The 18,745-nt window shown below is 64.3% G+C and carries 20 protein-coding genes; 9 read left to right on the top strand and 11 right to left on the bottom strand.

Annotated features, from left to right (window positions below):
- Window positions 1-5: 5 nt before the first annotated feature.
- The 3 genes from NCS00_RS31540 to NCS00_RS31530 are packed head-to-tail and all read right to left on the bottom strand — an operon-like array spanning window position 6 to window position 1,753.
- On the bottom strand, window positions 6-545 hold the full coding sequence (locus NCS00_RS31540) for a hypothetical protein (RefSeq protein WP_008345376.1): 540 nt from the start codon (window positions 543-545) through the stop codon (window positions 6-8).
- 33 nt (window positions 546-578) lie between these two features.
- The gene (locus NCS00_RS31535) at window positions 579-1,157 is read right to left on the bottom strand and encodes a hypothetical protein (protein ID WP_250442126.1); all 579 of its coding nucleotides are present in this window, start codon (window positions 1,155-1,157) and stop codon (window positions 579-581) included.
- A gap of 26 nt (window positions 1,158-1,183) precedes the next feature.
- Window positions 1,184-1,753 (bottom strand): hypothetical protein, encoded by a 570-nt coding sequence (locus NCS00_RS31530; protein ID WP_250437753.1) that lies wholly within the window; start codon window positions 1,751-1,753, stop codon window positions 1,184-1,186.
- A gap of 170 nt (window positions 1,754-1,923) precedes the next feature.
- Here NCS00_RS31530 and NCS00_RS31525 point away from each other — a divergent pair, with 170 nt between their 5' ends.
- From NCS00_RS31525 to NCS00_RS31495, 7 genes are all read left to right on the top strand, one after another.
- Window positions 1,924-2,391 carry a DUF6484 domain-containing protein gene (locus NCS00_RS31525; protein ID WP_250442125.1) on the top strand — a complete coding sequence of 156 codons (468 nt, stop codon included), beginning with the start codon at window positions 1,924-1,926 and terminating at the stop codon, window positions 2,389-2,391.
- An 11-nt stretch (window positions 2,392-2,402) separates the two neighbouring features.
- Window positions 2,403-3,692: a TIGR02270 family protein gene (locus NCS00_RS31520; RefSeq protein ID WP_250442124.1), complete on the top strand. Its 1,290-nt coding sequence runs from the start codon at window positions 2,403-2,405 to the stop codon at window positions 3,690-3,692.
- Between the two features lie 61 nt (window positions 3,693-3,753).
- Window positions 3,754-4,752: a DUF2169 family type VI secretion system accessory protein gene (locus NCS00_RS31515; RefSeq protein WP_250442123.1), complete on the top strand. Its 999-nt coding sequence runs from the start codon at window positions 3,754-3,756 to the stop codon at window positions 4,750-4,752.
- Complete coding sequence (locus tag NCS00_RS31510) at window positions 4,749-5,819, top strand: beta-ketoacyl synthase N-terminal-like domain-containing protein (RefSeq protein WP_250442122.1); 1,071 nt, start codon at window positions 4,749-4,751, stop codon at window positions 5,817-5,819. The genes NCS00_RS31515 and NCS00_RS31510 overlap by 4 nt, the downstream gene beginning before the upstream one ends.
- Before the next feature lie 15 nt (window positions 5,820-5,834).
- Window positions 5,835-6,818 (top strand): PAAR-like domain-containing protein, encoded by a 984-nt coding sequence (locus NCS00_RS31505; RefSeq protein ID WP_051078947.1) that lies wholly within the window; start codon window positions 5,835-5,837, stop codon window positions 6,816-6,818.
- A gap of 9 nt (window positions 6,819-6,827) precedes the next feature.
- Window positions 6,828-7,355, top strand: coding sequence for an SMI1/KNR4 family protein (locus NCS00_RS31500; protein WP_144403556.1), 528 nt, complete (start codon window positions 6,828-6,830; stop codon window positions 7,353-7,355).
- Between the two features lie 17 nt (window positions 7,356-7,372).
- Window positions 7,373-8,275: a type VI immunity family protein gene (locus NCS00_RS31495; RefSeq protein WP_250442121.1), complete on the top strand. Its 903-nt coding sequence runs from the start codon at window positions 7,373-7,375 to the stop codon at window positions 8,273-8,275.
- Between the two features lie 10 nt (window positions 8,276-8,285).
- On the opposite strand, the gene flhC is transcribed toward NCS00_RS31495, so the two are convergent.
- From flhC to NCS00_RS31475, 4 genes are all read right to left on the bottom strand, one after another.
- Complete coding sequence (gene flhC, locus NCS00_RS31490) at window positions 8,286-8,855, bottom strand: flagellar transcriptional regulator FlhC (protein WP_008345386.1); 570 nt, start codon at window positions 8,853-8,855, stop codon at window positions 8,286-8,288.
- On the bottom strand, window positions 8,852-9,169 hold the full coding sequence (gene flhD / locus NCS00_RS31485; RefSeq protein WP_250437747.1) for a flagellar transcriptional regulator FlhD: 318 nt from the start codon (window positions 9,167-9,169) through the stop codon (window positions 8,852-8,854). The genes flhC and flhD overlap by 4 nt, the downstream gene beginning before the upstream one ends.
- A 193-nt stretch (window positions 9,170-9,362) precedes the next feature.
- Complete coding sequence (locus tag NCS00_RS31480; protein ID WP_250442120.1) at window positions 9,363-11,723, bottom strand: putative bifunctional diguanylate cyclase/phosphodiesterase; 2,361 nt, start codon at window positions 11,721-11,723, stop codon at window positions 9,363-9,365.
- 195 nt (window positions 11,724-11,918) lie between these two features.
- Window positions 11,919-12,854, bottom strand: coding sequence for a cation diffusion facilitator family transporter (locus tag NCS00_RS31475; protein ID WP_033535665.1), 936 nt, complete (start codon window positions 12,852-12,854; stop codon window positions 11,919-11,921).
- 195 nt (window positions 12,855-13,049) lie between these two features.
- On the opposite strand from NCS00_RS31475, the gene NCS00_RS31470 reads away from it, so the two are divergent.
- Window positions 13,050-13,373: a DUF4148 domain-containing protein gene (locus NCS00_RS31470; protein WP_250442119.1), complete on the top strand. Its 324-nt coding sequence runs from the start codon at window positions 13,050-13,052 to the stop codon at window positions 13,371-13,373.
- Between the two features lie 93 nt (window positions 13,374-13,466).
- Entirely contained in the window at window positions 13,467-15,038 is a 1,572-nt protein-coding gene (locus NCS00_RS31465; RefSeq protein WP_250442118.1) for a S53 family peptidase, read from the top strand.
- Window positions 15,039-15,090: 52 nt separating this feature from the next.
- Here NCS00_RS31465 and NCS00_RS31460 read toward each other — a convergent pair whose 3' ends face one another.
- The 4 genes from NCS00_RS31460 to NCS00_RS31445 form a co-directional block, all read right to left on the bottom strand.
- Window positions 15,091-15,483 carry a hypothetical protein gene (locus tag NCS00_RS31460; protein ID WP_033535664.1) on the bottom strand — a complete coding sequence of 131 codons (393 nt, stop codon included), beginning with the start codon at window positions 15,481-15,483 and terminating at the stop codon, window positions 15,091-15,093.
- A gap of 65 nt (window positions 15,484-15,548) precedes the next feature.
- Complete coding sequence (locus tag NCS00_RS31455) at window positions 15,549-16,217, bottom strand: RraA family protein (protein ID WP_008345394.1); 669 nt, start codon at window positions 16,215-16,217, stop codon at window positions 15,549-15,551.
- The gene (locus NCS00_RS31450; protein WP_250442117.1) at window positions 16,214-17,254 is read right to left on the bottom strand and encodes an amidohydrolase family protein; all 1,041 of its coding nucleotides are present in this window, start codon (window positions 17,252-17,254) and stop codon (window positions 16,214-16,216) included. The genes NCS00_RS31455 and NCS00_RS31450 overlap by 4 nt, the downstream gene beginning before the upstream one ends.
- Window positions 17,251-18,597, bottom strand: coding sequence for an MFS transporter (locus NCS00_RS31445; protein WP_033535663.1), 1,347 nt, complete (start codon window positions 18,595-18,597; stop codon window positions 17,251-17,253). The genes NCS00_RS31450 and NCS00_RS31445 overlap by 4 nt, the downstream gene beginning before the upstream one ends.
- Window positions 18,598-18,745 lie beyond the last annotated feature (148 nt).

Below are 18,745 nucleotides of genomic sequence, written 5' to 3'. Positions count from 1 at the left end.
GCCTTTCAATAGCCGATCCTGAGCGGCTCGGGATGCGTGCGGCTGATCGCGAGCGTCGCGCCGACCTTGAAGCCCGAAAGCGTGATGGATGCCGTGAACGGACGGCATCCGTTCGCCGCGTTCGGATCGAGCGCCGAATTCGCCTGGAACGACTGCGTGACGCCTTCGGCCGCGAAGTACACGGTGACGTCGTTGCCGCGTCTGACCGCGAGCGCGGCGCGCGGTCCGTTGAGCGAGTCGAGGATCGGATCGCCGCTGCAATCGGGCGATGCGAAATCGACGACCTTCGTCGCGAGCCAGTTGAAGTCGGTCGCGGAAAAGTGAAAGGTCGCGTCCTGTACGCGTGCAATGGGAATCACGGCGGTTGCGTCTCCGGCCGTCAGCGCGACGCCGTTTTGCGCGGCGAAGATCGTGAGATCGCCGATGACGTGACCGTTCGCATCGAACACCCTGACAGGGCGATGCCTTGCCTGATGCGCGAAGTCATCGGCGGGCGATGTTGTTGCGTATAGCGCGATCAGCGCTCCGATCAGCCAGTGCCTCATGTCGGTCTCCGTGCGGTCCGTGCGCGTCTTCCGTCAATTAGCCACGCGCAACGGCTCGGGATAATGCTGCGTCAGCGGATACGTGCGCTCGATGGCCCAGTAGTTGGCGCCTTGGTCAGACAGACTCGTCAGGCAGGTCGTCGCCCCGGTAGACGGATCTGTCTGCCTGAACGACCACACTTGCACGTTGCCGGACATTTGCTTGCCCGCGATATAGACGGTCACGTCGGCGCCTTCTCTGAGCGGCATCGCCGGAGCGGGGCTGCCGGCATCCGCGACGGCGACGCTTCCGGTGCAATCGCGCGATGGGTACGGCACGAACGTATAGCCGACCCATTCGTATTGCGAGGCCGAATACTGCAACGGACCGACGCGCTTGTGATTCACCGCCACGAAGACGGGCTCGCCGTCTATCGCGAGATACACGCCGTTGACGCCCGAATAAACCTCCAGCGGGCCGACGCGCTTTCCCTGTGCGTCGTACACCATCGGCTGGCGCAGTGTGTTCTCGCCGGAATGCGCGCGATCGTCGCGTTTATCGCGTTTATCGCGTTCATCGGCGGCGCTCACGCTCGCGCACAGGACGAGCAGCACAACAAGCATTCGACACATGAAGCGTCTCCGTCGATCGTGCCCGATCAATATCTGATGGTGAGCGGCTCGGGATAATGAGCCGTCAGCGGATAGTTCGTCTCGGCCGTGAATGCGGGCACGGGCGCGGTCGATGGCGGCATGTGCCCGATAGTCGGCGGCGGCGTGCACTGCTTGCCGTCGAAGACCGCGACGACCTGAGCGGGCGACGAGTCCGTATCGCCCGCGATCAGGAGCGTGACGTCCGCGCCCGTTCTCATCGCGATCGACGGTCGTGGGCCGCTGCCGGGAGGAATGATCGGCGAGCCGCTGCAATCGGCGGTCGAGTAGTCGAATGGTCCGTAAGTCGACCACTGGAATTTCGCCGAGTCGTACGCTTCGCCGTTGTTGTTCAGGCGCGTGATCTGCGCGAAGACGAGCGCGCGGTCGATCGTGAGGAACACGCCGTCGTAGCCGCCGTAAGAAGCAAGGCGTCCGATAAGTTTGCCTTGTGCATCGAATACTTTCAGGGCGGGCTGGTCGCGATGTCGTCGCCAGTCCTGCCTGTCGTCTGCGTCCGCATGCAGGGACATTGCGCTCACGGCTGACAGGACCACGAAGATAAGCGACAGACGCATGAGGCGTCTCCTTCCACTGACGACGTCCGCATGGGGCTTGCGGACCGGATTCGACTGTTCAATGAGCATAGGTTCGCGATGCGCTTATTTCAAGCGCCGCGAAGTCATGGATAGCTTTGCAAATCGCCGTCGGCTCGTTCGTCTTTGAATGAGACCCGAAGGAGCACGCGATGAGCGGACGCGATTTTCTCGAACAAGGCCCTCTTGCGGCCATCGACGGGGTGAGGATCGGCGAGTTGATCGGACTCGATGGCGACGCTGCGTCCCCGTTCGTCGTCTACCCTGGCCAGCCGGGGAGCGCGGCGCTCGTCGCGCGCACGGTCGTCGATCTGCGCGGCATGCATATCGGCCGTCAAGTCGCGCTGATGTTCGAAGCCGGAGACCCGACGCGCCCGATCGTCATCGGCTGTCTGATCGGATGCGAAGCCTGGCCGTTCGACGATGCGCCCGCACAGATCGATGTCGACGCCGATGGCAAGCGGCTTCTCGTGACGGCGAAGGAGCAGATGGTGCTGCGTTGCGGAAAAGCCAGCATCACGCTCACGCGCGACGGACATGTGCGCATACGCGGAAGCAGCGTGTCGAGCAGTGCGTCAGGACTGAATCGCATCATCGGCGGATCGGTGCAGATCAACTGATGCATGTCGCCGTGGACACGACGAAAGCCGACGAAGCCGAACCGGTCGCCGACTCGGCGAGCGGCGTGCTTTTCCGCGTGCTGGAGCAACATGTCGAAGACGCCGCCGCCTTGCGGCGAATTCGCTCCCGTCTCGTGCGCGCGCCGCATGTGAGGCTCTCCGATCTGACACGGCTCGACGAACGCATCGCGGCGCATCTCGACGGCATCGCCGTGGCGGGACGCGCCGGCCTGCGTTCGAGCATTCGGGCGCTGGAGCACGCGGGCAAGGGCGAACTGTTCACCGCCGCCGTCGGTTGCATCGAGGCGCGTTCGGACCCGGCGATCATGCGGCTGCTCGCTTTGAGTCAGGCCACGCCCAATGCCAGAGCGGGCTTTCAGTCGGCGTTCGGCTGGGTGAGTCCGGGCCGTCTCGCCGGTGTCGTCTCGATCCTGCTCGCGTGCGACGACCCCGCCGCGCGACTGGCCGGCATCGAGGGATGTGCGCAGCATCGCGTCGATCCGAAGCGGCATCTCGACGCGGCGGTCGTTTCCGACGACGCTGTGCTGCGCGCCCGGGCGCTGCGCTGCGCGGGTGAGATCGGCCGCGTCGATCTGCTCGGAACATGTCAGGCCCATCTCGATCACGCGGATGCGTCATGCCGGTTTCATGCCGCGCGATCCGCGCTGCTGTTCGGCGATCGCGACGAGGCGCTCGAGGTCATACGCGATATAGCGGCTACGCCATCCATGTTCGGCGACATCGCGCTCGCGCTCGCGGCGAGCGTGCTCGCGCCCGCCGATGCGCATCGATGGCTGGAGCGATTCGCTTCTAAACCGGAGAGTGCGCGCAGGCTGATTCGCGCCGTCGGTTTCACCGGCGATCCACGTTATGCGCAGTGGCTGATCGGCCGTATGGACGATGACCGCGTGGCGCGGCTCGCGGGCGAGAGCTTCAGTCTCATCACGGGAGCCGATTTCGTTCGTCTCGGGCTGGAACGCGCGCCGTTGGCATCGGGGAATTCCGGCGGCGAAAAAGATGCCGATGCCGCCGAGGAAGAGGACGACGGCGCGCCTTGGCCGGACCCCGACAAGACGCGCACATGGTGGCACGCCAACAAGGCGCGGATGCCGGGCAGCGGGCGCTATCTCATGGGCGCGTTGTCGTCGAAAGCGCAGTGCATCGACGTGTTGCGCAATGGCGCTCAGCGGCAGCGCGCCGCGGCGGCCATTCAACTGCGCCTCGCCGATCCGCGCAGCGTGCTCTTCAATTGCGCAGCGCCTGCTTGGCGTCAGCGACGCGCATTGCAGGCGATGGATTGACGCTCTTTCAAAACGATTCTTCGTGCTTCGTCTTAACACTGTTCGCGATAGGGGGTCGTCAATGTGGAGCATCGAGAATCGGACTGCCTACGAAGTCGATACGTCATGGACGCGCGACAAGGAGGGCACGCACGAATGGATCGTCGCGGTAAAGGCGACCTATGACATCACGCCGGCGGGACCGCGGCTCGCGGACGAGCAGGCGCCGCCGGTCGAGACCGCCGAATACACCGGCACGCCCGGACGGTCCAGCCTTCGCTACGACTCGGACTTGCTCGGGCCCAAGCCGACGACCGACATCGTGCTCAACGGTACCGCTTACGCGCCCGGCGGCAGGCCCAGCGACGACTTTCTGGTCGGCATGCGGGTTGGGCCGGTTCGCAAGACGCTGCGTGTTCGCGGACATCGTAAATGGGGAAAAGGGATGCCCGGACGCATGCTGGCGGAGCCGGTCGTCCGTCTGCCGGTCATCTACGAGCTCGCTTATGGCGGCTACGATGCGCCCGGCGACGACCCCGCCAGACACGGCTATGACGCCCGAAATCCGGTCGGGCGAGGCGTAGTCGGCGCCGGGCAGAGCCGGGAAGGCATGGCGATGCCCAATTTCGAATACCCGAGCGGACGTCTGGACAAGGATGGCCCCGCCGGGTTCGGCGCCATCGACAGCTTCTGGTCGCCGAGGCGGGAACGCGCCGGCACTTACGACGATGCGTGGATGCGCGATCGCTCGCCGCTGTTGCCCGAGGATTGGAGTCCGCACTCCTTGCAGTGCGCTCCACCCGATCAGCAACCCGCAAGCCCTCTGCAGGGCGGAGAGCCGGTCGAACTGATCAACCTCACGCCCGCAGGGTCGATGTCCTTCGCGCTGCCGAAGGTGCGCCTGGCTTTCACGACGCGCATCGACACCCGCGACGAGGAGCATCGCGCACGCCTTTCGTCGGTGATACTGGAACCCGATGCGCTGCGTTTGATGCTCGTGTGGGTCACGGTTCTGAAGGTCGAAGACGAACCCGATTATCTCGAGAGCACGCTGGTCCGCGAGAAGGATTACCTGTCATGAGCGCACGCGTCGTCATGGCGGCCGCCGGTGCGCGCACGCCGCTCGGTCTCGGGGCAGAGGCAAGCGCGGCGGCCGTGCGGGCGGGTATAGGGGCGGCGCGCGAGCATCCGTTCATCGTCGACAGGCTCGGCAACTACGTGAACCTGGCCTTCGACGCCGAACTCGACCCGGGGCTGCACGGTCCGTCTCGTCTGCTTGCGCTGGCAGGTTTCGCGTGGCGCGACCTGACGCGCGCCCTCGCTCACCTGGGCGAAGCGCCGCTTCGATCGCCGATGATGGTCGCGCTGCCGGAAATCCGCCCTGGCTTCACGCATGAAGACGCGAGCGCCGTCATGCAGGGATTGCGGCGGCTGGGCGGATCGACGATCGATCCGATACAAGTCTCGGTGCATGCGCAGGGGCACGCAGCCGGAGTAGCGGCCTTCAGGAAGGCGAGCGAGTCGCTCGGAAGCGGCGAACTGGACGCGTGCGTCGTCGGCGGCATCGACAGCTATCTGCATCCTGAGACGCTGAATTGGCTCGACGGGCGCAGGCAGATCGCAGGCGAAGGATCGAGGAGCGGCTTCGTCCCCGGCGAGGGCGCGGCATTCTGCCTGTTGATGAGCGACGCCGCGTGCCGGCGGCTCGGCGTTGCCGAAACGATGCACCTCGTCGCCGCTGAGACAGGATCGGAGCGCTGCCTCATCAAAACGCGCGAGGTGTGCGTCGGCAAGGGTCTGACCGCGGTCGTGCGAGACGCGCTGACGAGCGCGCCGGGCGCGCGGAAGACGATCGATCATGTCATCTGCGATATCAACGGCGAGCGTTATCGAGGCGAAGAGTGGGGGTTCGTCTGCCTGAGACTGGGCCGGCATTTCAAGGATGCCACCGGCTATCTGTCGCCAGCGGACGTCTGGGGCGATGTGGGCGCGGCGTCCGGGCCATTGTTCGCGATGCTGGCTCATCAGGCGGCGTCGCGTGGCTATGCGGCAGGCCCGAGAACATTGATCTGGTCGAGTTCGGAGGCGGGCTTGCGGGCCTGCGCGCTTTTCGAATCGGCCACGATGCCGGCCGCTTCGCGCCATTGACTTGCTCGACGCGCCATGACCAGCGTTGGAATCCATCCTCCGAAGACGCCTGTCACCAAGGGCAGTTCCGGCACTGCTCGGGCCACGCTCCCGAACATGTGCAAGATGCCGGGGCCGCCCGCTCCGTTCGTTCCGGCTGCGTTGCCCAATACCGCCAAATCGGGGGATTCGCCGGACGGCTATTCGACGAGCGTCAAGATCGAGGGCGACGAGGTGGCTATCCGGGGCGCGATGTTCAACAGCTTCGGCGACATGGCCAGCAAGGGCACGGGCGGCGGTCTGCTTTCGAGCAACACGCACGGGCCGGCCAGATTCATCACGCCGGGATCGATGACGGTGAAAATCGAGGGCAAGAGCGTTCATCTTCTCGCCGAGCCGATGCTCAACAACTGCGGCCCGAACGGTTCTCCGCCCAATACCGGCGCGACGATGACAGGCGTGAAGCAGAAAAGATCGAAACGTCCGCCGGCGACTCAGGTCGGACCGGATTGCGGGAAAAAGAAGAAAAAGAAAAAGCGCAAATGGGACGATTGCATGTGCGGTCAGGTCTGCGAGATGGTCAAGGCCTACAACCAGTCGAAGAGCAAGAAGGCGAGGCTGAGCGATAGTCCCAGCAATCCCGGTTCCGACCACTACGATGCGTATCAGGCGAGCCTCAAGCAATTCGCGAAGGACTTCGCCGACGCAGTGACCGCGGCCGCCGGCAATCCCGATCATCCGGCCATCAAGCGCATGTTTTACAGTCCGAAGAACGTGAAGCCGCCGGACTGTCAGCACGAAAAATGGAAGCAGGCGGGAGGATTGGCGGACCCCGCTCGCAGCGGCCGGGGCGCAATGAATCCGGATCACATGCACCCGGCTTCTCTTAGCGGGCCACTCACCAGCGCCAATATGCGATGGGCCGACGCCCGCGTGAATTACACGGTCGGCGGCAGCATGAACCGGCTCAAACCCGCCCCCAAGCGCATGAAAGCGCATCCCTCTTGTAACTGTGATTAAGGAGGTCGCGTGAACACCCAACAGATGCAAGACCTGCTGCAGAAGCTGAGTGATACCAAGTTCAAGCTCAACGGCTACTTCAGCGACGATCCCGTGCGGCCTCAACTGCGCCCGCCGGCGAGCGGAGGCGACCTGGCGGCGCTCGATGCCTTCTTGCAAGCGCGCAACCTCGTCATGCCGGCGAGTTATCGATTGTTTCTGTCCACGAGCAATGGCGTATCCAGCTTGATGAATGATGAATTGTCACTGCTTTCGGCGCTCGAGGTCGCGCGCGACGACCACGGTCTCCTTCCGGAAATGGTCGACGAGTACCCGGCGTGCAGCCAGTTCGTCATCGGTGCGGGGAACACGCCGGAGTGCGTTTCGTTCGACGTGGACACTTCGCCCTCTAAGCATGGCTACGAGGTTGTGTGGATTTCCAGCATCGGGGAGCAATGGCGTCACGATAACTTCGAGGCTTTCCTGAAGGGCTATCTTTCAGTGCTGGAGCGTCGTGTTGCCGCTCAGCAGAAAGACCGGAAAAACCTCAAACCCTGACCGGGAAGTCCGACGCGATGGCAAACCCCATCCTCGAATTCACGGATGATCCTTCGTCGCCCATGCCGCTGGTCGAATTGAAACAGCATCTCGTGTTCTATGTGCCCGATCCGCCCGGTCCGGTCACGGCGAGACGCGTGTATGACGCGTACCTTCGCGCGGTCGGCGATGTCTTCAGGAACTACAGGTCGACCGTTTCGTGGGCGAGGCTCGAAGCGTGGGATGCGGCGGCGCGCATTCGCTTCGAAACCGTCTTGCTTCCCGAACTGCGCAAGACGGTGCATTGGGGCTATGGGTTTTCGGACGCAAAGCCCGTCGATTCGCGGGTCTTCATGTTTCACGGCTTTCGGCCTTTTACGGAACCCGAAATGGCGAGCTTCTTTCGCTTCGAATTCGATTGGCAAGTCGATGCCGCATTCCTCCGTTCACTCGCACTCGACATGATGTCGATGTTTCCGGTTTGCTCGGGCTATGGCGGTTATCTGCTGCAGGGACGTCCGTCTTCGAAATACGAAGAAGTTTCGTTCGAGCGCATCTATGCTTTGGCGCGCCGATACTGGGGCTGCGATGTGGAGGAGATCGAACTGAGCGCGAGGGAACTCAAGCGAGGCTACAAGTGCCTGAGCTGGCTGACGGTCATCGGCGAACCTTTTCGAACGCAATTTCAAAAGGAATTAGCGCAGGCGAAGCTTGCTGCTTTCGATTTCGTCGATGGGCCTTTCGCGACGCTTTTGCAGGTGTCGGACAGCCCGACGCTCGGCGACCGCAACGTTCAAGCGGATCTGAAACCGTATTTCGATGTCGCACATGCGTTGTTGCCGATGCAGATCAAAAGCCACGAACCGTTCTGGAGCACTCGATGGGAAGGCGGCCAGACCATGGCGTGGCTACAGCGCTTCACACATGGATGGCCGACCTGAGTTCATCCACTCACGCCGCCAGCGAACCGCACTCGGCCTTGCTGCTCGCAGCCTTCTTCGTCCGCCCCGCGCGTGACGGCGGCTGACACGCGCCGCACACGAAATGCGCCTGAAGATCGTGCCTGTGCGCGACGAACTTGCCCTTGCAGCGGCAGCATGGCGTCTGCTGCAGCATGTCCGCTTCGAAGAAGCGCACCAGTGTCCATGCACGCGTCAGGCTCAGGACGACTTCGAGCCGGTTCTGCCCGCAGTGCTCCACATACAGTCGATAAGCCTTGGTCAACGCATCGAGACGCGAACAGCGTGTCTGCTCCTTGAGAAACAGATAGATGTTGTAGAAGAGCGATGAATGGATGTTGGGCATCCACGTCATGTACCAGTCCGCCGAGAACGGCAGCATGCCCTTGGGCGGCGGCATGCCCTTCAATTCCCGATACAGACGGATCATGCGGTCGCGCGATAACGTCAACTCGGTTTCGAGCAACTGCATGCGAGCGCCCAGTTCGATGAGAGCAATCGCGCGATAGACTTCCTGCGCGTCGTCGCTGACGCTTTTGCGAAGCGTGGTTTCCATGCTCATGCGAACTGTTCCGCCGGCTGTCCGGCCAGCAGGATGGCGGCGTGAGTGGCGCCGACGTCGACGTGCGTGGCCGGTTGCGTCAATGCGGACAGCAACGAATGATCGTTGAAGCGAAACGCGCACAACAACTGGTTCGAACTGCAAAGCTTGATTGTTTGCGCGGGCGTGAGACTGGCCAGAATCATGGCGATTTCCGGCGAAAGCCCGAGCCGGAACATGGCGACGGACTTGTCCTCGAGCAACATGCGTTGTGCAAGGATCACGTACGACAGATTGATCTCGCGGATCGAGTCAAGCGATTCACTGCTATTCATGGTTTCCCGCTCTTCGGAAAAACCCCGTGGTTCATGCCGGCATTCTTGCCGTGCAATTTTCTTGTGCGTCGTTTGCGACTCGATCGACGTTCGCGATCATCTTGATACAAACGTTACATTTAGTCACAACTTCGGCGTAAGGTTAGGGTTCACCGAAAGGAAAAGCAAGCGCGCGAATTTCGCGGTTCCTTTCCTAATCTATCAATGCGGACGGCGTGGCGATCGGGAGCCCGAGCACGTCGTCGGGGGCGACCGGCCGGCTCAGCAGGAAGCCCTGCACGAAGTCACATTGCGCATGCCTGAGCAATTCCAGTTGCGCTGTTTCCTCGACGCCTTCAGCCGTCACGCTCAGGCCCAGCGTGTGACACATCTGGATGATGCCGCACACGATGCTGCGCGTTGCCTGATCCGATTCCATCCGCGTGATGAAGGAGCGGTCGATCTTCACGCAGTCCGGTGCGAAATCAGCCAGATAGCGCAGACTCGAATAGCCGGTGCCGAAGTCGTCGATGGCGATGCGCACGCCCAGCTTCTTCAACGCACCGAGCGTGCGCTGTGCAAGGCTCGGGTCGTCCATCAGCGCGCTCTCGGTGAGTTCGAGTTGCAGCGTCGAGGCGGGCAGGGCATGGCGGCGCAAGGCTTCGTCGACGACATCGACGATGGTCGCGTCGCGCAACTGTCGCGCCGACACGTTCACCGAAACGCCGAGCGCGCGCGCGCCGGCCTGCCGCCATAGCGCGAGCTGACGCAGGGCGTCGTCCATCACCCATGCGCCGACTTCGGCGATGAAGCCGCTCTCTTCGAGAATGGGTATGAAGACGCCCGGCGAGACGAGCCCGCGCTCCGGATGCCGCCAGCGAATGAGCGCTTCGACGCTGCGGACCTCGCGCGTGTGCGGCTCGTGGATCGCCTGGTAGTGAAGCTGAAACTCCTTCTTGGCGAGCGCCGCGGGCAGGTCGCGCTCGAGTTCGAAATCGACGATGCGTTCGCTCGAATCCTTGTCGGCGAAACGGTAGCCGTTGCGTCCGGCTTTCTTGGCCGCATACATCGCGATATCGGCGCTCGTCAGAAGCGTCTCGCGATTCGCCCCGTTTTCGGGAAAGACCGATATGCCGATCGACGCCGTGATCGTGCCGGCGCGGTGTGCCTGATCCGCCTGCACGAGCGCATCGAGCGTGGCGCGCGCGATCTCGGCGAGCGGGTCCTTGTGCTTCGCGCCGTCGATCAGCACGGCGAATTCGTCGCCGCCGAGACGTGCGAGAAATGCATCGGCCGGCAACGCGGCCCGGATGACCCTGCTCAGCGATTTGAGCAGCCGGTCCGCCGCCGTGTGACCGAGCGTGTCGTTGAGCACCTTGAAACGGTCCAGGTCGATGAACATCAGCGCGAAGGGCGCCTGCTTGCGGCATCGCTCGTCGATCCTGCACATGAGCGCGGCGCGATTCGCGAGACCGGTCAGCGAATCCGTGAAGGCGAGGCGGTCGAGTTCGGCGAGGCGGTCCTGCTCCGCCGTGACATCCTCGCTGATGCCGACGATGCGCGCCACATTGCCCGCGCTGTCCAGAACGGGCGATCCGGTGCTTTGAATCCAGCGCACATTGCCGTCCAGACGGCGGATGCGGTATAGCGCCTTCTGGCTGACTTTCGATTCGGCGATCCGGCGCATCGCGGCCGTGAGTTGCGGCAGGTCTTCCTGCAGCACGAGCGCCATCCAGGCCTGGGGCGACTCGCGAAACGTTTGCGCATCCAGGCCGAAGACGGCCGCGCATCCCGCGCTGATGTGATGAAAGCCCGTGAAATCGGCGTTATAGGAATAGAAGCAAAGGCCGACGTGCGCCTCCATCTCCGACATCAGCGTCTCTCTGGCGCAGAGCGCGGCGGCGAGTTCCGCCTGCTGCGTCATGTCCTGCGAGGCGCAAATCACGCCTTCCACGCCGCCGTCGCCGTTCTCTATCGGAATGAGGCGCGAATGCCAGGTCTTGGGCGCGCCCGACGTGGTCGGGCAACTGCCTCGGAATGTCGCGCGTGCGCCGCTCATGGCGGCATGAAACGCATCGTGCGCGGCGGTCGCGTCTTCACCGGACCAGAAGCCGAGCCAGTTCGAACCGGCGAGTTGTTCGGGCGCGCTCGCTTCCATGAGTTCGGCGCCATATTCGGAAATGCGGACCATGCGGCCATCGGCGTCGAGCAGTTTCAGGCATTCGCGATTGGCGTCGAGAAGCGCTTTTGCGAGCGCGGTCGTGGCGTTCGCGCGCGCGGCGCTCCGGCGTGCAAGACGCAAAAAGAACGCGAACGCGATCGCGCCCGAGACGACGCCCGCGCAGGAAGCCGCACCTTCGGACACGAGCGACAGTGCGAGGTAGCAGAGCGCGCCGACGCCCAGGCCCGCGAGGCCGATCTGCGTGAGAACGGTCCAGGAGAGCGTCGCGCGGTCGCTTCGCGTGGACAGAAAGAAAGCGAGAAATTCCTGATTTCGCGCGGTCTTGTGCCCCTGTCGCGAGCGATCGCCGCTGGCGACGGTGCTGGACGATCCGGATTGGGGAGACTGGGACATTACGTTGATGACGCGGGCTCTCGATGAACGGGCAGCGGGCTCGGCGTTGCTTTTAGCGAAGATCACGCCTTGTTTACGTCAGCCGGATTCGGGAGCTTTAGGCGCCCGGAAGCCGGCGGGCGTCGGCCGACGCGCCGACGCGGTAATTTTGTCCAGCCGATGCCGCGTGCGCCGCGCCACGACGAACCGATGCAATCACTTGTGGCCGGCGGTGGATGCCGTGCCGAGCACGCGGTCGTCCAGACGATCGTCGACGATGCCCGCCGGTTCGACGTGCGCGGTGACGTCCGATGCCTGAAAGAGCCGCTGCACGGCTCTTTCCGCGTCATCGGCGATGGCGTGGCCCTGCGCGACGGTCAGCTCGCCGGCCACTTCGAGATGGAACTCGACGAATACGCGATCGCCGCCGTTTCGCGTGCGGATGTCGTGCACGCCTTGCACGCCTTCGACCGCCGTCACGGCCGCCGCAATGCGCGCGCGTTCGGGATCGTCCAGTTCGCGATCGAGCAGTTGCACGAGCGCAGCCACCGCCATGCCGCGCGCGTTCCACAGCATGTAGAGCGAGATGCACAGCGCGCCGATTGCGTCGGCGCGTGGCCAGTCGAGCAAGTGATCGAGCAGCAGGGCGACGAGCACGGCGATATTCACGGCGATATCGGTCGCATAGTGCGCGCGGTCGGCGGCGATGGCGGTCGATCCCGTGCGCTTCACGACCCACGTCTGCATCAGCACGAGTCCGATGGCCGCAAGCGTACTCACGACGATGACCGCGATCCCGAAGTCTGTCTGATTCAACGGTTCGGGATTCACGACGCGCTGCCCCGATTCGATGCCGAGTCCGACAGCCACGCCCGTGAGCAGCAGCGCCTGCACGAACGCCGCCACCGCTTCGGCCTTGCCGTGACCGTAGCGGTGCCCCTCGTCGACCGGGCGCAGGGCATAGCGCACACCCATGAACGTCACCGAAGACGCGACGACATCGACGAGGCCATCGGCTGCGGCGGTGAGCAGCGAAATCGATCCGGTCGCGAACCAGGCCCACACCTTCAACACGACGAGCACCAGCGCGAACACCAGCGCGACGATCGACGCCATGCGACGAAGCGCCTCGTCAGTGTTTCGTTGTGACATCGTTAGCTCCTTGCAGCTTTTCGCGCAGCATTATTCTGACGCGATTCTACGGACGATTCGCGAAGGCGTTGCCCTTCGCGCGCATCGCGTTCATATCGCGCAACGAAGAATGCGATTTTTTCCATCGGTGATCGTCTTTCATCTGCGGACGAGCACGTCCGCGTCACGGACTTTCGCATCATCAAGGAGATCATCATGAAACCGATTTTGATGGCGCTCGCGGCGGCGTCCGCGCTTGCGCTGCCGATTGCCGCGCTCGCGCAGACGGACGCGGCGCTCACGCGCGCCCAGGTGCGCGCCGAGCTCGAGCAACTGGAGCAGGCCGGCTACTACCCGGGCAGAGGCGAGGATCCCGGCTATCCGGCGGCGATCCAGGCAGCGGAGGCGCGCGTATCGAGCCGGAACGACGCGACTGGCTATGGCGGCGCGATGTCGGGCGCGTCGGCGACGGGCGCTCGCGCCGTCATGCGCCCGGCATCAGCGCAGGAGATGAAGCAGATCTATTTCGGCGGTCAATAAGCGCGTATCGCACGGCATCCGATGCCCGCCCGCCGCCCGCGAGGCATCGAAAACGCAACCCACGACGGCGGCGTTTCTCAGGAGTGTTGAGACATGGCAAACCATCCGCTCAATGGAAGCGAACGCGAGTGTTTAAAGGACGCGCAGCCCATCGGCAAGGCAGACCCGAACGAACGTCTGGAGGTCACCATGCTCGTGCGACGGCGCTCGCACGATGCGTTCGAGAAGCACATCAGCGCGCTTGCGGCGCAAGGCGCGTCGGCGAAGCATATCGATCACGACGAGTTCACGAAGCATTTCGGCGCGGACAGCGCGGACCTGGCGGCGGTCCATGCGTTCGCGCAAAAGCACGGACTGTCGGTCGTCGAGAGTCACGAGGCGCGGCGCGCGGTCGTGCTCTCCGGCACGGTCGCGCAGTTCGACGCGGCCTTCGGCGTGAGCCTGCAACAGTACGAACATGACGGCGGCACCTATCGCGGCCGCACGGGACCGATCCATCTGCCCGATGAACTGAACGGCGTCGTCGATGCCGTCATGGGTCTCGACAACCGTCCGCAGGCGCGGCCCAGCTTCCGGACCCGCGCGCAGGGCAACGTGCGCTGGACAGCGCGCGCAGCGGGCGCGTCGACGTTCACGCCGGTGCAGCTCGCGTCGCTCTATGAATTCCCGCAAGGCGACGGTCAGAATCAATGCATCGGGATCATCGAGCTGGGCGGCGGCTACCGTCCCGCGGATCTCAAGACGTATTTCGCGTCGCTGAATATGAAGGCGCCGTCCGTGACCGCGGTTTCGGTCGATCACGGACGCAATCATCCGACCGGCGATCCGAACGGTCCCGATGGCGAAGTGATGCTCGATATCGAAGTCGCGGGCGCGGTCGCGCCGGGCGCGAAGATCGTCGTCTATTTCGCGCCCAACACCGACGCGGGTTTTATCGACGCCATCGGCACCGCGATTCATGACACGAAGAACAAGCCGTCGGTGATTTCGATCAGCTGGGGCGGTCCGGAATCGGCATGGACGCAGCAGGCGATGAACGCGTTCGATCAGGCGTTCCAGTCGGCGGCGGCGCTCGGCGTGACGATTTGCGCGGCATCCGGCGACAACGGTTCCGGCGACGGCGTGGGCGATGGCGCGGATCACGTCGATTTCCCGGCGTCCAGTCCGTATGCGCTGGGCTGCGGCGGCACGTCGCTGCAGGCGAGCGGCAACGGAATCGCTAGCGAGACCGTATGGAACGACGGCGCCAACGGCGGCGCGACCGGCGGCGGCGTGAGCTCGTTCTTCGCGCTGCCCGCGTGGCAGGAAGGGCTGCGGGTCACGCGCGCGGGCGGCGCACACAGTCCGCTCGCGATGCGCGGCGTGCCCGATGTCGCCGGCAATGCCGATCCCGTGACCGGCTACGAAGTGCGCGTCGACGGTCACGACATGGTGATCGGCGGAACGAGCGCGGTCGCGCCGCTATGGGCCGGACTGATCGCGCGCATCAACGCGATCAAGGGCGCGCCGGTGGGGTATATCAATCCGCATCTCTACAAGGACCCGCTGGCGCTCGTCGACATCACAAAGGGCAATAACGACGATTTCCACGCGACAGCCGGATGGGACGCCTGCACCGGCCTCGGACGGCCCGATGGCAAGAAGGTGAAGGATGCGGTGAGTTGAGGCTGAAATGCGTGCTCGCGCGAAACGGACGTTCCTGCGCGAGCGCGCATTGTCACGGCGAGACGTCTTCGATCAGATCCGCGCGCACCGCGCGAATCCTGCGATCGACGAAGTAGCCGCCGCCTTCCGTGTAGCGCAGATACAGCCGCCCGCAGGACGAGCATTCCCAGACGCCGCAGCGGTTATACGGAAAGAAGCGCGGCGCGATGGGCGCATCGGCGGACCAGTAGTTCGTCTTGCCTGGCAGATATTCGGCGAAGGTCGGCTCCGGATCGTGCTCCGGTAACAGCGTGCCGATCTCGCGGAACTGCGATTCGTCGAGCGACAGCGGCTGCGATTGCCAGCCGTCGAGCGGCGTTTTCGTGCACGCGCAGGGTTGCGGCGCGCGGGCTTGCGCGCGTCGCGCGAGGTCGATGAGCGCGGCGGCGTCGAGAAAGTCGGGCATGGCGGTCGATAGTCGATGAAGCGAACGCGCCATCATGCGTGCGTTCGCGGCGGTTCGGCAAGGCGTCAGCCGTTCATCATGCGGTCGCGTTGAACCGCGACCCACGCACGATCGAAACGGCCTTCCGCGATCGACTCGAGCGCCGCCGCTTCCTTCGCCGCCTGCTTGCGCGCGCCTTCGATCACCGCTTCGACGTCGGCGGGCGCGATGGCGAGCACGCCGTCTTCATCGCCGACGACGATATCACCCGGATTCACCACCATCCCGCCGACCGTCACCGGCACGTTGATCTCGCCCGGCCCGTTCTTGTACGGCCCACGATGCGTGACGCCGCGCGCGTACACGGGAAAGTCGCGCTGGCCGAGCGCGCCGACGTCGCGGATCGCGCCGTCGATGACGAGACCCTGCACGCCGATGCTCTGCGCGAAGCTCGCCATGATGTCGCCCATGAGCGCCTGCGTGAGCTCGCCGGCGCCGTCGATGACGAGCACGTCGCCGGGGCGGCAGTAGTCGAACGCGCGATGGATCGCGAGATTGTCGCCGCCGCGCGTGCGTACCGTGACGGCCGTGCCGGCCATCGGCTTCGGACGATGATAGGGACGCAGTCCGGTCGTGCCGCTCACGCGGGCCATGTTGTCGCTCAGAAGCGATACCGCCAGCTCGCGCAACGCGGCGAGCGTCGCGGGGCTCGCCTGAGCCGCGGATTCGTATTCACGCCATCCGGCCGGATTCATGCGGTCGCTCCTTCGTTCGATGGTTGCCGTTCCAGTTGCGCGGAAAGCCGTCCGTACACCGCGCGCGCGTTGTCCTCGAAAATGCGCTGGCGATCCGCGTCGCTGAGCCATTCGATCGCGTCGATATAACGGCGCGTGTCGTCGAAGTAATGACCCGTTTCGGGATCGATGCCCTGCACCGCGCCGATCGTCTCCGACGCGAACAGGATGTTCTTCGCCGGAATCACCTTTGCGAGCAGCTCGGCGCCCGGCTGATGGTAGACGCAGGTATCGAAGAACACGTTGTTCAGCAGATATTCGGTGAGCAGCGGCCGCTTCATGTCCTGCGCGAGTCCGCGATATCGTCCCCAGTGATACGGCACCGCGCCGCCGCCGTGCGGAATGACGAACTTGAGCGTCGGGAAATCCGCGAACAGATCGCCTTGGAGCAATTGCATGAACGCCGATGTATCGCCGTTGATGTAATGCGCGCCGGTCGCATGAAAGTTCGGATTGCACGACGACGAAACGTGGATCATCGCGGGCACGTCGAGCTCGACCATCGCTTCGTAGAGCGGATACCACGAGCGGTCGGTGAGCGGCAGCCCGGACCAGTGCCCGCCCGAAGGATCGGGATTCAGATTGCAGCCGATGAAACCCAGTTCTTCCACGCAGCGGCGCAGTTCGGCGATGCAATTCTCGGGCGCCACGCCCGGCGCTTGCGGCAACTGACAGACGCCGACGAAATTACGCGGAAACAGGTCGACGACGCGATGCACGAGGTCGTTGCATGCTTCCGACCAGACCGCGTTGGCCTCCGCCGTCGCCAGATGATGGCCCATGCCGGCGGCGCGCGGCGAGAAGATCGTGAGATCGGTGCCGCGCTCGCGCTGGATGCGAAGCTGGCCGTTCTCGATGCTTTCGCGGATTTCATCGTCGGAGATGGCGGGGCGCGGCGGCGCCGATGCGCCGTCCTTCAGCGCGGCGATCTGCTGCGCGCGCCATGCTTCGTGCTGCGGCGGCGAGGTCGTGTAGTGACCGTGACAATCGATGATCATGCGTGGTTTTCCTGTCGTTGTGCGCCCGCTTCGTGCGAATCGGATGCGGGCAGCGAAGTGTCTTCGTCGTCGGCGGGCTTCACGCGCATGACGAGCGCGATGATCGTCGCGACGACGAGGAACGCCGCGATCGTCAGCAACGCGAGCTTGAAGTTGCCCGTCGCGTTGCGCACGAGCCCGATGCTCCACGGCCCGACGAGGCCGCCGAACTGCGCGATCGTGTTGATGAGCGCGATGGTCGCCGCGCCCGCCGCGCCGGTCCTGAACGACGAGGCGAGGCTCCAGAACAGCGGATTGCCTGCGTAGATGAAGAGGCCGGTCACGCACAGCAGCGCATAGGCGACGACCGGATTCGGCGCATACGCGCTGCCCGCGATCGCGAGTGCGCTCATGCCGTAGACGAACGCGAGATGCTTTTTGCGGTCGCCCGTGCGGTCCGAACTGCGGCTGATGATGAACGTGCCGAGCACGCCGAGAAGCGGCGGCGCGGCGGAAAGAAAGCCGACTTCGATGTTGCTCAGATGACCGAGACTCTTGACGATCTGCGGCAGCCACAGAAAGAGCCCGTAGATGCCGACGAGCGCGCAGCCGAAGAGACACGCGAGGCTCCATACGCGGACATCGCCCGCCACGCGCAGCAGCGGGAAGTGCGCGTTGCCGCCGACCGCTTCGCGCTCTGCCGCGAGCGTCGTTTCGAGCCAGCGCTTTTCGTCGTCGGCGAGCCAGTCGGCGTCGGCGGGGCGCTCCGTCATGATGCGCAGCGTGAGCAGGCCGAGCAGCATCGCCGGAATGCCTTCGAGGATGAACATCCATTGCCATCCCTGCAGGCCGAGGATGCCGTTCGCGTAGGTCATCAGCGCGGTCGAGATCGGGCCGCCGAGCACGGCGGAAAACGATCCCGCGATGATGTAGCCGCCGACCGCGCGCGCCCGATAGCGCTCGGGGAACCACTTCGTCAGATACACCGCGACGCCCGGCAGGAAACCCGCTTCCATGACGCCGAGCAGAAAGCGCAGCACGTAGAAGCTCTTGTCGTCGAATACGAACGCGGTGACGGCCGCGACCGCGCCCCACGTGAGCAGGATGCGCGCGATCCAGCGGCGCGCGCCCACGCGATGCAGCAGCAGATTGCTCGGCACCTCGAGCACCATGTAGCCGACGAAGAAGATGCTGCCTGCGAAGCCGAACACGGCGGGGCTGAAGCCGAGCGCCTTGTTCATGTCGAGCGCGGCAAAGCCGATGTTGATGCGATCGAGGTAGTTGAAGAACATCATCGCGAAGAGCAGGGGCATGAGCCGCCCGTATACCTTTCGCATCGTTGCTGCTTCGTTGAATGGGGCCATGCCGTCTCCACGTTCTTTTTCATCGGATCGCGAGGCTCTGCGGCCTCGCTTTACAAACGGCCTGCGCCGCTCGTCTGTCCGTTCGGCTGCGCGTAAGGCATGCCGGCCCAGGACATGAAAATCGATGATAAGTAGCGCGCCGGCCCGC

This window comes from Caballeronia sp. AZ1_KS37 (assembly GCF_023631165.1).
Lineage (GTDB): Bacteria > Pseudomonadota > Gammaproteobacteria > Burkholderiales > Burkholderiaceae > Caballeronia > Caballeronia zhejiangensis.
The sequence above is the reverse complement of the archived record's forward strand: the minus strand, read 5'-3'. Positions and strand labels throughout refer to the sequence as shown.

Excerpts from the sequence above, each read along its gene's own strand:
- NCS00_RS31540 (WP_008345376.1), bottom strand. The coding sequence starts at position 545 with ATGAGGCACTGGCTGATCGGAGCGCTGATCGCGCTATACGCAACAACA.
- NCS00_RS31535 (WP_250442126.1), bottom strand. The coding sequence starts at position 1,157 with ATGTGTCGAATGCTTGTTGTGCTGCTCGTCCTGTGCGCGAGCGTGAGC.
- NCS00_RS31530 (WP_250437753.1), bottom strand. The coding sequence starts at position 1,753 with ATGCGTCTGTCGCTTATCTTCGTGGTCCTGTCAGCCGTGAGCGCAATG.
- NCS00_RS31525 (WP_250442125.1), top strand. The coding sequence starts at position 1,924 with ATGAGCGGACGCGATTTTCTCGAACAAGGCCCTCTTGCGGCCATCGAC.
- NCS00_RS31515 (WP_250442123.1), top strand. The coding sequence starts at position 3,754 with ATGTGGAGCATCGAGAATCGGACTGCCTACGAAGTCGATACGTCATGG.
- NCS00_RS31510 (WP_250442122.1), top strand. The coding sequence starts at position 4,749 with ATGAGCGCACGCGTCGTCATGGCGGCCGCCGGTGCGCGCACGCCGCTC.
- NCS00_RS31505 (WP_051078947.1), top strand. The coding sequence starts at position 5,835 with ATGACCAGCGTTGGAATCCATCCTCCGAAGACGCCTGTCACCAAGGGC.
- NCS00_RS31495 (WP_250442121.1), top strand. The coding sequence starts at position 7,373 with ATGGCAAACCCCATCCTCGAATTCACGGATGATCCTTCGTCGCCCATG.
- flhC (WP_008345386.1), bottom strand. The coding sequence starts at position 8,855 with ATGAGCATGGAAACCACGCTTCGCAAAAGCGTCAGCGACGACGCGCAG.
- flhD (WP_250437747.1), bottom strand. The coding sequence starts at position 9,169 with ATGAATAGCAGTGAATCGCTTGACTCGATCCGCGAGATCAATCTGTCG.
- NCS00_RS31480 (WP_250442120.1), bottom strand. The coding sequence starts at position 11,723 with ATGTCCCAGTCTCCCCAATCCGGATCGTCCAGCACCGTCGCCAGCGGC.
- NCS00_RS31475 (WP_033535665.1), bottom strand. The coding sequence starts at position 12,854 with ATGTCACAACGAAACACTGACGAGGCGCTTCGTCGCATGGCGTCGATC.
- NCS00_RS31470 (WP_250442119.1), top strand. The coding sequence starts at position 13,050 with ATGAAACCGATTTTGATGGCGCTCGCGGCGGCGTCCGCGCTTGCGCTG.
- NCS00_RS31465 (WP_250442118.1), top strand. The coding sequence starts at position 13,467 with ATGGCAAACCATCCGCTCAATGGAAGCGAACGCGAGTGTTTAAAGGAC.
- NCS00_RS31460 (WP_033535664.1), bottom strand. The coding sequence starts at position 15,483 with ATGCCCGACTTTCTCGACGCCGCCGCGCTCATCGACCTCGCGCGACGC.
- NCS00_RS31455 (WP_008345394.1), bottom strand. The coding sequence starts at position 16,217 with ATGAATCCGGCCGGATGGCGTGAATACGAATCCGCGGCTCAGGCGAGC.
- NCS00_RS31450 (WP_250442117.1), bottom strand. The coding sequence starts at position 17,254 with ATGATCATCGATTGTCACGGTCACTACACGACCTCGCCGCCGCAGCAC.
- NCS00_RS31445 (WP_033535663.1), bottom strand. The coding sequence starts at position 18,597 with ATGGCCCCATTCAACGAAGCAGCAACGATGCGAAAGGTATACGGGCGG.